Below are 12,628 nucleotides of genomic sequence, written 5' to 3'. Positions count from 1 at the left end.
GCATGTATCGGAGCGTGCGGTTTGACGGGTACCGCGGGCTCGTCGCGCTAGAGCTGGACGACCTGGCGCGAGTCAACGTCATCGCCGGACGCAACGACACCGGCAAGACGACGATCCTCGAGGCGATCCTCCTCCTGGCGTGTGGTCCGTTCGCCGCGTCGAATGCGCTGCAAGTCCTGCGGCCGCTGCGTAACCGCCCGCCAGTGGAGTTCCCCTGGTCCGATCGCGACAGCCCCTGGAGCTCGTTCTTCCACGAGTTGGACTCCAGCCGCCCGATCGTCCTGTCGGGTGTCCGAGCAGGCCGGCGCTCGACCATCACGATCACCGGTGATCCCGCAGCGCCCCAGGCAGGCGCTTCCGTGGCTGCCGATCTGAGTACCCAGACCGCGAGCGCCTCGGTCAAGGTCACCGTCGAGCACGAGGGATCGCCGCCGGTCGAGCGCACCCAGCGCGTCGAGGTCCATGCGGTCGGGGGGCTCGCCTCCGCGGTGCAGCAGATGAGCGTGTCGATGCCGCTCGAACCGCCGGCGTCCCTCGACGAGCTGGTCAAGTCGTACTTCGTCAAGACCGGTGTCTCGTTCAGCATCGAGGCTGCCTACTCCGAGCTCCGGCGGACGCGACGCGACCGCACCCTGGTGGAAGCCTTGCAGGGGCTCGATCCCCGCATCAGGGGGCTGGAGGTCCTGGTCGGTCCCTCACGGTCAGAGCTCCACGCCGAGCTCGACGGCGGCGTCGTCCTCCCGCTGTCGCTCCTCGGGGACGGTCCCCTCATGCTCACGTACCACCTCCTGGCGATGGAAGAGGCCCGAGGCGGAGTGCTCTTGCTCGACGAGGTCGAGAAGGGGATGCACTGGAGCGTCATGGAGCACCTGTGGAAGGTGCTGCACCGTGCCGCCACCAGGCTGGACGTGCAGGTCTTCGCCACGACACACAGCGATGAGTGCCTGACAGCTGCGGCGTCAGCGTTCAGCGAGCAGCCGGACGACCTGCGCCTGTACCGCCTCACCCGGGGCCAGGCCGGACTCACCGGTGTCGCGGTCTACGAGCAGCCCGACATCGTCGCTGGGCTCAGCCTGAACGTGGATCTGCGCTGATGCGACTCGGCATCTTCACCGCTCGCTACACGCCGTTCCCTGCCCCTGAGCCCACCCGGTTCGACACCGCGGCACTCGCGCTGGTGGAGGGCGCCGACGACCTGTACCTGACGGCGGCGGTGGCAGAAGAGGTAGGCGTACCGAGCCTCCTCATCATCGACATGACCGGCAAAGACACGGACTGGGGCAGCGCACTGCGCGCCATGGCGCGTGCCCCCGAGTTCGCGACCAACGTGCGGGCCATTGCGCTCCTGCGCGACGCTGACGCGAACCCGGAGGGTGCGTTCGCCTCCTGCACGGGGGCACTGCGGCGGGCGGATCTGCCGCTCCCCGAGCAGCCCGGGGGATGGGCTGCGTCGGACACCCTTGCCGCGGGTGTCTTCGTCCTCCCTGGAGGTGGAGCCCAAGGCGCTCTTGAACAGCTGCTCGCCGAGGTACCGGCTCACCCGTCCGCCTTCAAGGAGGCGATGGCATTCGTTCGAGCGTCAACTCTCGCCAGCGCACCCCGATCACGGCTCCTCAAAGGAGCTCTCCAGGCCTACCTCGCTACCTTCCCGAAGACGCCCAAGAACGTCGGGATGGGTATCGCTCACGGGGCGTTCGACATCCGTGGAGATGCCCTCGCACCGCTCCGACAGTTCGTCGCCGATCTCGGCACGAGATCGGGTGAGGTCCGGCAGCCGGAACGCCCCTCCGACGGCTCGCCGTGCCACTAGCGTCGGAGGGTGCCGTGGTCAGGGTCACGTCCCGTGGAGTGGTGGACTTCCACTTCACGCCGGGACGCGTCGGGGAGTTACCTGCCCGAGGTGACCACCCCGACCGCCACTGCAGCGGCCGTGTCGGGATGGTCTTCTCGCGTCAACGGTCCCAGCCCCACACCCGGGCGGGTGTGAGGACTTGCAGGTCCTCGGCGAGCGTTTGACGTCTCCCGGCTACCCCGGGCGACGGCAGCAGCCCACGCCGCAGGCTCGAACCCCGCGACGCGGATGTTGCGCGCAGCGTTCAGGTCACGGTCCAACCTCAGACCGCACGGGCACTCGTAGATCCGCTCGGCCAGCGACAGGTGTGGGTCTTGCCTGCCACACGCCGAACACGTCTTGCTCGTCGGCTCGAACCGCCCCACCACACGCAACGTGGAGCCGTACCAGCGGGTCTTGTAGGCCAGCTGCCGGCGAATCTCCCCGAAGGAGACATCCGCCAGGGACCGGTTGAGTCCGGCCTTGGCGCGGACGTTGCGTCCCGGCTTTGCGAGAGATCCCTTCGCGGAGCGGGTCATCCCCGACACGTGCAGGTCCTCGATCGCGACCCCGGCGTAGGTGGTCGCCAGATGCTTGGTCAACACGTGAATGGATGTCGCTCGCTGAGCGGCGAGATCGGCGTGACGACGAGCGACGATGGCAGCAGCCTTGGCTCGCCGGTGCGAGCCACGCTGAGTACGCGACAGGGCACGTTGGGCTTTGGCCAGGCGTCGAGCTCCTCGGGCGCCGTGGCGAGGGTTCGCCACCAGCGACTCAGCGAGCGTCCCGTCAGCGCCAAGGGCGGACAGGGCAGCGAGGTGCTTGACGCCCAGGTCCACCCCGACGACTCCGGCGCGCTGCTGCGCCCGTGTCGGCGCGGCGCGCTGCGGAGTCGGGAGAGTCCCTGAGGGGAAGGTGACGACGACGGAGGCGTACCAACGGTGCGCCCCGCGGGAGACGGTCACCGAAGTGATCCGCCCGCCCTGACGCTCCAGGGCGCGGGCGAGGGGTTTGCAGGTCTGGTGGGTGCGCACCGGCCCGATGCGGGGCAGCAGGAGGTGGCGGTAGCCCTCAGGGCGGATGGCCCCTTCGAGGCGGAAGGAGTCCCGGCATCGGCCGCGCTTCTTGAATCGGGGGTAACCCACTCGGTGCCCGGCCCGTTGCCCTTTGAGGGAGGCTAGCCAGTTGGTCCAGGCTTTGTCGGCGTCGCGGAAGGCCTGCACGAACGCTTTGGAGGAGACCTCACCCCACCACGGGCACACTTCGGTGCGTTCGTGCTGCCAGGTCTTCTGCACGGTGAACGCCCCCGGCACCTCAACCTTCACTGCCTTGCGGGCTTCGGCTTCGGGGACACCGGCGGCGGTCAGTGCGTCGACCTGCTCACGGCACGCAGCATGGGCGGCTTTCTTGGCGGCGAGGGCATAGTTGAACGCCCACCGGCTGGCACCCGCATGCCGGGCGAAGGCGGTCGCCTGGGTGGGGGTGGGGTCTAGGGCGAGGCGGTAGGCGCGCACCACCGGCCCCGGCCCCGGCGTCGGCACTGGCAACGGCACAGCCGTCGGTGCAAGCGTCGGCGCTGGCGCTGGTGAGGGCGTCGCGGCGAGGGGCTGACCGTCGTCGTCGTGCTGTGCGGACATCTCACCCCTCCTCGATTTCCCGGGCCGGCCCCTATGGGCGGGACGGCTGTTCGAGACGGTAGGGGTGGGGTCTGACAGCCCGACTTCAGCAGGCCGAGAGTCCACCACCACAAGGGGCACGGCCACATAGCGCCCACCGATGATTTTATGCTTTGTGCCTCGATCTCATAAAAACGTGGAGCAGTCTTATGACGTCACCATCGCGCATGGATCCGCAGGGTGAGCCAGCGCCGTGGCCGGCTCTGACGTGGGAGGAGCAGACGTGGATCCCCAGCTCCGATCGAGCGCTGAGACCCGGGGCCAGAACGCCACCGACGAGCTACCGGTCGGCGGTGCCGCCGTTCATTCATGATCGCCTCCCGCGCCCGTCCCCGCGCGTCACCGAACTCGCCGCCGAGGCCGCGAACGAGCTCAGCCGTTTCGACGCTGAACTGGGCGCGCGGGTGTCGGGCTTCGCCCCGGTCCTGTTGCGCTCGGAGGCAGCATCGTCATCGCAGATCGAAGACCTGACCGCCTCGGCACGAGCCATCTTCAGCGCCGAGCTGGGCATCGCGACGGGGCAGAACGCCGAGCTCGTCGCAGCAAACACCCGTGCACTGCGGGCCGCGCTCGAGCTGGCAGAGAGCATCTCGACGGCGTCCATCCTGCAGATGCACGCCGTCCTCATGGCAAGCCAACCTCGACACACTCCGGGCTCGTGGCGCCAGGAAGCGGTGTGGATCGGCACACGATCGGATAGCCCGCAGGGCGCCACGTTCATCGCCCCCCACCACAGCCGAATCCGTGACCTCATGGAGGACCTTGTCACCTTCGCTTCTCGCGGGGAGGTGCCGGCGCTCGTCTCAGCCGCCGTGACCCATGCGCAGTTCGAGACCATCCACCCCTTCACCGACGGCAACGGGCGGACGGGCCGAGCCCTCGTCCAGTCGATGCTCCGCCACCGCGGGGTGACGAGGAACGTCGCGGTTCCGGTGTCCGCCGGGCTTCTTGCCGACGTCAACGGCTACCACGCAGCACTCACCGCTTACCGAGAGGGTGACCTCGACCCGATCGTTGTCGCGGTCGCGGAAGCCTCCTTGAGGGCGGTCAGCAATGCGCGCCACCTGGTCGACGACATCGACCGCATCAAGGCCGCCTGGTCCTCGACCCTGACGGCCCGCAGGGACAGCAATGCCTGGGCCCTGCTCGACGTCATCGCACGACAGCCGGTGATCAGCGCTGCTGCCGCCGCTCAGGAGGTGGGCGTGCAGACGCCCAACATCTACCCGCCACTGAGGACGCTGGTCGACGCGGGCATCCTGAAGTCGAAGCGGGAGCACCGCATCGGACCGTTCTGGCGCAGCGACGAGGTGCTGGCGGCCATCGACGCTTTCGCCGAGCGTGCCGGTCGCCGCGAGATCACGTGACGGCGTGAGGAACGCCCCCTGGCGAGCGTCAGCCGAAGGCCTTGTCCACGCCGGCGAGCAGGTCGCCGCGGACCAGGTGGAGGTAGATCGACGTCGTCGTGATGCTCGTGTGTCCCAGGAGCTTCTGGACGACGGCGACGTCGACGCCCTGCCGCAGCAGGTGCGTCGCGTACGTGTGCCGCCACCGGTGCGGGAGGTGCGGCCCGGCGACGCCGGCCTCGTCGCCGTAGCGCGCGACCATGCGCTCGAGCGTCTGCCCGTCGGTGCGCCCCCGGAACGGGCCGTCGAGGTTGGCGCGCGGGTTGGCGAACAGCGCCGTCGACTCCGGCAGCCGTGGGCGCACCTCCTCCAGGTACCAGCTCATGACGTCGACGTAGGCGTGCGGCAGCGGGATGGTCCGCCGCTTGCGCCCCTTGCCGACCACGGTGAGCTCGCGCCGGGCGAGGTCGAGGTCGCGCAGGTCGGCGTCGACAAGTTCCCCCCGTCGCACGCCGGTGTAGCGGAGGGTGGCCATGACGGCGTAGTCGAACTGGCCCTTGCGGGTGCCCTGCTCGGCGTTGCGGCGGGCCGCCGCGAGGATCGCCTCGGCCTCTTCGCGCACGTAGTCGCGCCGCTGCACCGGCCTCGCCTTGGGCGGGCGCACGCTGTCGAGCGGCGAGGGGCCTGCGTACCCGTGATGGCGCAGGTAGCGGTAGTAGGCGTGGACCGCGTACCAGCGCAGCTGCAAGCTCGACTCCGCCAGGCCGCGATCGCGCTCGGCGCGGAGGTAGCCGCTGAGCTGGGCAGCGGTGATGTCGCCGGCGGCGGCCGCCGCGACGTCGGACAGGTAGCCGAGGAACGACGTGAGGTACGTCGTGTAGTTGTGGATGGTGGTCGGCTGCAGCCGCTCGTAGTCGCGCAGGTGCGCGGCGAACGCCGCGACGAGGTCGCCGAGGGAGCTGGAACCGGGCGGGGCGTGGTCCACGATCGTCACCCCTGTGCTGTCGGCTCCCGGGGCGTGCGGGTGCAGCCGCGTGGCGAGCGGAGGACGACGACGTCAGCCGGCGCCCTGCGACGCCGACCCTGCCGCAGGCGTGCTCACTCGCGCTGGCACGCCGACCTCACCTGTGGACAGTCCCGCTCCGAGCCGCCGACAACGCCCAACGAAAGAGGTCGCGACGCCGCTCCGCGTCTCAGAAGTCGTCATCAACAGGTCGCTCGGAATGCGTCACCCGCTGCGGCAGCAACGCCACGATGTGCCGCTCCCGCCGCGCCAGCTCGCCCAGCTGGGGTCCTTCTGCCCCGAAGAGTGGCAGCCCCAACAGCGTGGCCGCCTCGAAGACGGTGCCGATGGTGACCGTCGTGGCGCCTGAAGGCGTCATGTGTCAGGGAGACGGTGCCGACCGATCCTCCGGCAGGTGGAGTGCAGCAGGCCCGTCAGCTTCCCGCCACCTGTGGAGAGGAGCTGGCGCTCGACCTCCGGCGCGGCGCGAGCAAGCTCCACGAGCACGCGGAGCGCGTCGTCGTGCCCGCCGTCTCCGAGGAGAACACCGGCGCAGGCTGCAAGCTGCTCCACCCAGGCGACCGCCCCGCTTGGGGTGATCGACGAGCAGGACCGACCTCGAGTGACGGCCGCGGTCACCTCGTCGTGCTCCATGCCTCGGTAGAGCACCGCTCCCTCGCGATTCACCACCGTCACCCCGTCGACCGCTGAGCCCAGGCAAGCCGTGGCGAGGGTGGCCGCAGAACCTGCGACTGCAGCCTGGTGAGCGGCGAAGGGCGTCCAACGCCCCCACCCCTTGTCCTCGAGCTGTCGGACGTAACGGCTAGCCGTTCCGAGGAGGGAGACGGGAGGAGGCACCGCCACGACCTTCAGCTCGACGGAGAACCCACCTGCTCGCAGCTTGCCCGCGGTCCGCTGCAGGGTCTCCGCTGACCGGAGCGTCGTCTCGACGACGAGCGGGACCCGCTGGTCGATCGCGTACTCGATGCACAGTTCTACCCAGGCGCCCGACGCTCCAGCCGTCATATCTGGCATGCGCAGTGGGTCGTCACGCAGGAGGTCGGTGTAGTCGGGATGGAAGGGACGCAGATCGTCCCCGACCACCTGCACGGCCCCTGGCAGGGCTGCATGCGTCTGCGCCACGATCCGCGTCTTGCCGGCACCGGGTTGTCCACCGATGAGCACGCACACAGGCGTCGCTCCTGCCGGCGCACCCACGCCTTTGGCGAAGACGTCCGGCCGAACGTCAACAGCGAAAATGGCTGCGATGTCGGCTGCCGACAGAGCTCCCCGGGCGCTCGCGTCCGAGGGTCCTCCGCTCACGAGCGAAGCGTACGGAGGGTCTCCACCAGCTCGCCGCGAAGAGCGGACACCTGCGCTGCGTCGAAGGGGTCGACCTCCTGCAGCTGGTCCTGCAACTTGACCGAGGCGTCAAACCAGCGCCGCCGTTCCCGGTCGTCGTGAGCGCTGCGCTTACGAGCCACGTACTCCGCTCTGACCTCGTTCACGAGCTCGCGAAGCGAGTCGTAGTCCATGGGGTCATCAGGTACACCCGGGCGCGAGCGCTCATCACCACTGATCGCCGTGCGGGTGATGAGCTGCGTCGACGCATCACCGTCCAGGCCACGCAGACACCGTCGTACCACGTCAACCGTCCACGTCGGCATCTCCGCTTCTCGACCAGTGAAGAAGGAGTGGGAGGTCTGGCCGATTGTGGCCGCGACGCTGCAGGAGGACCTATCAAATTCCGCTCTCACCTCATCCGAGGACCAGGTGAAGATGAGCGTGATCTGACCAGTCTGGGTGCCCGTGACGGTTGGAGTCGGCGCACCGTCGACCGCGATCCGCGCAACGAACCCGAGCATCGTCGTTCCTGTGATGCCCGTCTCCGGCCGGGAGCCAGGAGCCCGTAGAAGACTCCGCAGACCTGACGCCGCTTGCTCGTAGACCTCTCGGGCAGTCAGGCGCCTCGGCCTGTTGCGAACCCACGAGGCGTCTACGTGGCCGGTGTAGACGCTCGCCATCGGCTTCCAGGGCGATCCGGTGGCGTAGGAGAGGCTGTGTGAGGAGACGGATGTGGTCACAGCCCCTCGGCACCCCACTCGCGGTGGTAAGCGTCCGTCGTTGCGCGGACGAACTCCGCGACGGACACGTCGTGCGCGCTCACGAGAGCCTCGACCGGCCGATCCGCTCCCGGCGTGCTGTGCAGCGCGAGACGCGTCGACACCGTCATCCGGTGTCCCTCGCCGCCGCTGGGTTCAGCGTCGACGACGACAGCCCCGCCCCCGTGCATGTGCGCTGGCTGCACGGGCATCTGGTACTGGAAGCGGAGCGTGGGCAGTGTGGCGACGGTGGCTGCGCCAGCAGAGAGGTGCGCGAACGGCTGCTCCGAACGTCCGGCGTGGTGGATCTCGTTCACGTAGGTCACTTCGGCGATGACCGGTTGGAGGGCGTCCTCACGGAGCGCAACTTCTCTGCAAAGGTCGTTCCATAGACGATCGAACTCCTCCCGAAGGAAGTCGAATCGCGGGTACAGCAAGTGCTCGTGAACGCGACGCCAGTTGAGCACGAGACGGTCGTTCTGGACCTGCACCAACAGCGACCGGTGCTCGGTGTAGACGAGGAATCGCACCCCCGGCGATCCGAAGCCGAAGGAGAAGGGCAAAGCCCCCACCCCTGTTACGACCTCCAACGTGTTCGGAGGCGCGGCAACGGTCTCCTCCACATCTGGCTCTGATCCTGCCCAGCGGTCGACGATCCGCGCTAGGTGCAGCGCCCCAAGCACGCCGACGGGCAGCGGGACGAACTCGACCGCGAGGACCACCTCGATGACCGGCGGCGTCGCGAAGGAGGCGCTCGGCTGCTGGTGATGCTCGACGAGACTCCTCACGTCACACCCCTCCACCGTCCATCCGCCTCTCGCAAGGTACGCGCGTCGCCGAACCGCTCCATCATTCCGTCACTGCATCGGCTGAGCATTCATCGGGTATGAGCTGCTCCTCAGGCCAGAGTGGTGGCTGCACAACGATGACAACGTAGTCCGCAGTACAGGTATGTCCCTCGCTCTGACACCCGCTTCGCTTCCGGCCTCGGCGTCAATGACGTGCTCGAGGCCCCTCTCCCGAAGCGCGGCGCATGACGAGCTGCGACAACCACGTCACCAGAGTGAAATCTCGATCAACGCCTCGCACGAACTGACGCTCGACACCGGAGCCGCCGGCCTCGTTGATCAAGTAGGCAGTCTCAGCGAGGACCGTGGGCAAGACTCCTTGGCCGGGAGGCAAGGAGATCATGAGCGCCATTGCGGCGTCATGCAGGCGGTCGCGCCGGGAGCTCATCGCCACGAGGACGTTCGTGTCGACGAGGATCACGGACGCCCGAAGCCCCCTGCCAGGTAGCCGTCAGCATTGGCGGCCAGGTCGCTGGGTGCGTTCTCGATCAGACCGGCGAAGCGAAAACGCCCCTGTTCAGGGCCAACGCCATCCAACCCTTCATCTGCGCTCAGCGCCACGACGCGTAGCCGCTGGCCGGGCACGACGCCGTGACGCCGCAGCTCGGCGCCAAGCTCTGCGTCGTCTTCAGGAACCGTCAGGTCCCAACTGCGCGCGCCACTCATGATCACAATCGTAACTTCTTGGCCCCCACCCGCCCAGCCTTACGGCGTCAGAGTTAGCCAAAGGCCCTGTCGACGCCATCGCGCATGTCCTCCCGCAGCAGCTGCAGGTAGATCGACGTGGTGACCACGCTGGCGTCACCCATCAGGTCACGCACGACGACGACGTCGACCCCCGACCGCAGCAGATGCGTCGAAACACTCGCGTCCCGCCCCATCCGGGACCCGCCGCGCCGCAGCGTGGGGAAGAGAAAGCCGGACGCAGGCAGCAGCGGCCGCACGTCGGTGAGGTACCTCTTCAGGACGACGACGAGGGGGCGCGGCAACGGAACCGAGCGCCGCTGGCTCCCCTTGCCCAGCACCGACACGCTGCGCCGGGTGTGAGACGCGCTCTCCGCAGGACGGCGCGGCACGTCCATCCACGCAGATGGCGGCGCTGGCCTCCAGCGTCAGCACCCCCGGGGGGGTGACCCGGACAGCGGTGAGTCGTCAAGGTCCGCCGCTGTGTCCAGCGTGTCGCTCGCTTACCGCACACTGTGCTGCAGCGTCCGAGGTGGATGCCATGGTGACTCCGTGCACGTGAAGGATCCCACATGACGGGCGTGGCGCCGCCGTGGGCAGAGCTCTCCATGCACCGCCCGCACACGTCCCCTGCGATCTCAGTCGCCGCGATCCTCAACGAAGGACCGACCTCAAGCAGTCCACTGCTCGTGCTCGCAGACGACGAGCAGCAGTGGTGGGTCAAGCACGAGACGCGGACGTCGGGCAAGTCGTTGGTCAACGAGCTGGTGGTCGGCCGTCTCGGGAAGCTGATTGGTGCCCCCGTCTGCGACGTGGCCTTGATCGATCTGGCCAGCAATCTGCTCCCCTACGAGCTGCGCTCCGGCGAGCTAGTACGAGCGGGCACCTGCGTCGCCTCTCGGCATCTCGGCGACGCCCTCGTGGAGGTCCGCCCACCCGTCCCTCACCGAACCGATGATGACAACCGGCGGCGACACGCCGGGCTCTTGGCTCTGGTCGACTGGTGCTTCGGTCGAGACGTCCAGCATCTGCAGGACGCTGGCCAGGACTTCGCGACCACCAGCCATGACCACGGCCAGTACTTCCCACTCGGCCCCGGGTGGGACCCGGCCGCGCTGTCGAGCGCCGTACACACCCCCGTGGTGATCGCAGACGACCCCACGGGCTTGGACATCGACGAACTGCACCGCCTGGCGCATGCCCTCCGGGCTGTCGAGCGCCGCACGATCCACGAAGTGCTCTTGGAGGTTCCGCCCTCTTGGCCCGTGACCGACTCGGAGCTGAGGCGTCCGGGCCAGTTCTTGGAGGTCCGCGCTGCTGAGGTCGCCGTGCGGATTGAACTCCTCATCGCAAGGCTGGAGTCCATCTGATGACCGACACAAAGCATCGTTACGTCTACTCGGCAGTTCGGGTCGTCCCGCGCCCGGCCGCCGCGGAGTTCGCGAACGTCGCAGTCATCGTCGGCAGCGAGACCACCGGCGAGTGGTCGCTGCACCAGGCTGACGACGAGGCGCGCATCCGGAGGTTCTGCGGGGCGGAGGCACTCACTGCCGCGCACGACTTCCTCAACCACGTCGGCGCAGAGATCGACCTCGCCGCCTTCGCACTGGAGGACGACCTGCCCCCTCGAGGTGAGAGGGCCGCAGGTGTGGGTGAGGAGTGGCTGCGAAGCCTTGCTCGCTCGATGATGCATGTCGTCCAGCTCTCGCCTCCCCGGCCGCTTCTCGCTGCAGACCTCAGCACCGCGGTGCAGCTCGCGGTCTCCAACCTGCTGGTGGAGCCCGATGTCCCAAGATCTCGCGGCATGACGAAGACGCGCCTGGTCAGTGATCTTCGACGGTCTTTCGCAGCACGCGGTCTTGCGAGCCACCTGCTCGTCCGACCGGAGCTCACCACCAACGGACGGCATCCATACGAGGCTGTCGCCGACATGGCTCTCATCGACGAGCGGGTCCTCCAGCTGACCCAGACATGGTCCTTCCGGTCCGAGGACCAGCGGCTCGTATCTCGTTCGACGCGGGCGTGGGCGTGGAGCATGCGCTCGCTGAGAGAGTCAGGCGCAGTCCTGAGACTGGCGACCGGTGAGTGGTCGGTGCCTCCGGACGTCGACCTCCAGGTCGTGTGCATCCCCCCGGACGAGGGGGCGAACAGGGACGTCTACCAGGAAGCACTGGCCATCTTCGAGGACATCGACGCTCACCACGTAGAGCTGGATGTCGACACCGCTGCGGCCCGGGCAGCGAGGCTTCTCGACCGCTCCTCGTGAGCGCGTCTCACTTCAGACTGACAGGGAGGGGAACCGCGGACCGGCTTCTGCCAGCATCCGGGCGCGTCTGCGGCTTCGCGCGGGCGCACCGCTCGGAACGGGACGTCATGGGAAGGCCTTCTCGACGCCGTCGCGCATGTCCTCCCGCAGCAGGTGCAGGTAGACCGACGTCGTGGCCACACTGGTGTGCCCCATCAGGTCACGCACGACGACGACGTCGACCCCCGACCGCAGCAGGTGCGTCGCGTACGTATGCCGCCACCGATGCGGGTGGTGAGGCCCACCCACCCCAGCCGCCTCTCCGTAGCGCACCACGACCTGGCGCAGGAAGTGAGTGGAGATGCTCCTCTCCCGCCCCGTGGGAGCCCCACCGTGCCTCAGCGCGGGGAACAGGAAGCTGGAGGCTGGCAGCAGGGGGCGCACCTCGGCGAGGTACCGCTCCAGGACGACGACGAGACGGCGCGGCAGCGGGACCGAACGACGCTTGCTCCCCTTGCCCAGCACGGAAACGTTACGACGCGCCAGATCCAGCTCGTCCACCTGCAGTCCGGCCACCTCAGCGCAGCGAGCACCCGTGAAGCGCAGGACCGCCAGCAGCGTGATGTCCAAGACGTCACGCCACTCCCCCGACCGCGCTCGCCCCTGCGCCACTTCGAAGATCGCTTCGGCTTCCTCGGCCGAGTAGTCGCGGCGCTGGGCGTGACGTGCTCGCGGGGGTCGCACGTCGCCCAACGGCGTCGCCCCGGCATGACCCTCGTGCTGCAGCCACCGGAAGTAAGAACGTCCGCCAGTAGGTGTGATCATGCTGCGCGGATGCGCTTGGAGCGAGGCCGGTTCTCCCAGCGGTACCGGTCCCAGCACCCCACGATCAG

15 protein-coding genes are annotated in these 12,628 nt (G+C 68.5%); 5 read left to right on the top strand and 10 right to left on the bottom strand.

What is annotated here, in order from left to right:
• Window positions 1-2: 2 nt before the first annotated feature.
• Both BXY45_RS12530 and BXY45_RS12525 read left to right on the top strand, forming a co-directional pair.
• Window positions 3-1,094: an AAA family ATPase gene (locus BXY45_RS12530; RefSeq protein WP_109774857.1), complete on the top strand. Its 1,092-nt coding sequence runs from the start codon at window positions 3-5 to the stop codon at window positions 1,092-1,094.
• A complete protein-coding gene (locus BXY45_RS12525; protein ID WP_109774856.1) occupies window positions 1,094-1,810 on the top strand; it encodes a DUF3226 domain-containing protein in 717 nt (238 codons plus the stop codon). The genes BXY45_RS12530 and BXY45_RS12525 overlap by 1 nt, the downstream gene beginning before the upstream one ends.
• A 77-nt stretch (window positions 1,811-1,887) precedes the next feature.
• On the opposite strand, the gene BXY45_RS12520 is transcribed toward BXY45_RS12525, so the two are convergent.
• Entirely contained in the window at window positions 1,888-3,468 is a 1,581-nt protein-coding gene (locus BXY45_RS12520; protein WP_109774855.1) for an RNA-guided endonuclease InsQ/TnpB family protein, read from the bottom strand.
• A gap of 332 nt (window positions 3,469-3,800) precedes the next feature.
• On the opposite strand from BXY45_RS12520, the gene BXY45_RS12515 reads away from it, so the two are divergent.
• The gene (locus BXY45_RS12515) at window positions 3,801-4,874 is read left to right on the top strand and encodes a Fic family protein (protein ID WP_211319524.1); all 1,074 of its coding nucleotides are present in this window, start codon (window positions 3,801-3,803) and stop codon (window positions 4,872-4,874) included.
• Between the two features lie 28 nt (window positions 4,875-4,902).
• Here BXY45_RS12515 and BXY45_RS12510 read toward each other — a convergent pair whose 3' ends face one another.
• The 8 genes from BXY45_RS12510 to BXY45_RS12475 form a co-directional block, all read right to left on the bottom strand.
• A complete protein-coding gene (locus BXY45_RS12510) occupies window positions 4,903-5,838 on the bottom strand; it encodes a tyrosine-type recombinase/integrase (protein ID WP_146211180.1) in 936 nt (311 codons plus the stop codon).
• Window positions 5,839-6,046: 208 nt separating this feature from the next.
• Entirely contained in the window at window positions 6,047-6,235 is a 189-nt protein-coding gene (locus BXY45_RS12505) for a hypothetical protein (protein ID WP_109774852.1), read from the bottom strand.
• Complete coding sequence (locus BXY45_RS12500) at window positions 6,232-7,179, bottom strand: zeta toxin family protein (protein WP_109774851.1); 948 nt, start codon at window positions 7,177-7,179, stop codon at window positions 6,232-6,234. The genes BXY45_RS12505 and BXY45_RS12500 overlap by 4 nt, the downstream gene beginning before the upstream one ends.
• On the bottom strand, window positions 7,176-7,721 hold the full coding sequence (locus BXY45_RS12495) for a hypothetical protein (protein WP_109774850.1): 546 nt from the start codon (window positions 7,719-7,721) through the stop codon (window positions 7,176-7,178). The genes BXY45_RS12500 and BXY45_RS12495 overlap by 4 nt, the downstream gene beginning before the upstream one ends.
• Before the next feature lie 215 nt (window positions 7,722-7,936).
• Entirely contained in the window at window positions 7,937-8,746 is an 810-nt protein-coding gene (locus BXY45_RS12490; protein WP_109774849.1) for a hypothetical protein, read from the bottom strand.
• Between the two features lie 205 nt (window positions 8,747-8,951).
• Entirely contained in the window at window positions 8,952-9,227 is a 276-nt protein-coding gene (locus BXY45_RS12485; RefSeq protein WP_109774848.1) for a hypothetical protein, read from the bottom strand.
• Window positions 9,224-9,472 (bottom strand): hypothetical protein, encoded by a 249-nt coding sequence (locus BXY45_RS12480; protein ID WP_146211179.1) that lies wholly within the window; start codon window positions 9,470-9,472, stop codon window positions 9,224-9,226. The genes BXY45_RS12485 and BXY45_RS12480 overlap by 4 nt, the downstream gene beginning before the upstream one ends.
• 53 nt (window positions 9,473-9,525) lie before the next feature.
• Window positions 9,526-9,837, bottom strand: a complete 312-nt coding sequence (locus BXY45_RS12475) for a tyrosine-type recombinase/integrase (RefSeq protein ID WP_170131478.1) — start codon at window positions 9,835-9,837, stop codon at window positions 9,526-9,528.
• 225 nt (window positions 9,838-10,062) lie between these two features.
• Between BXY45_RS12475 and BXY45_RS12470 the strand changes: the two genes are divergently transcribed.
• Together BXY45_RS12470 and BXY45_RS12465 are read left to right on the top strand one after the other, a co-directional pair.
• Window positions 10,063-10,860, top strand: a complete 798-nt coding sequence (locus BXY45_RS12470; protein ID WP_342799555.1) for a HipA family kinase — start codon at window positions 10,063-10,065, stop codon at window positions 10,858-10,860.
• On the top strand, window positions 10,860-11,756 hold the full coding sequence (locus BXY45_RS12465) for a DUF3037 domain-containing protein (RefSeq protein ID WP_109774844.1): 897 nt from the start codon (window positions 10,860-10,862) through the stop codon (window positions 11,754-11,756). Before BXY45_RS12470 ends, BXY45_RS12465 begins: the two co-directional genes overlap by 1 nt.
• Before the next feature lie 105 nt (window positions 11,757-11,861).
• Here BXY45_RS12465 and BXY45_RS12460 read toward each other — a convergent pair whose 3' ends face one another.
• A complete protein-coding gene (locus BXY45_RS12460) occupies window positions 11,862-12,560 on the bottom strand; it encodes a tyrosine-type recombinase/integrase (RefSeq protein ID WP_146211178.1) in 699 nt (232 codons plus the stop codon).
• Window positions 12,561-12,628: the final 68 nt, after the last annotated feature.

The sequence above is a fragment of the Quadrisphaera granulorum genome (assembly GCF_003149145.1).
GTDB lineage: Bacteria > Actinomycetota > Actinomycetes > Actinomycetales > Quadrisphaeraceae > Quadrisphaera > Quadrisphaera granulorum.
This window is presented reverse-complemented; position numbering and strand designations above follow the sequence as displayed.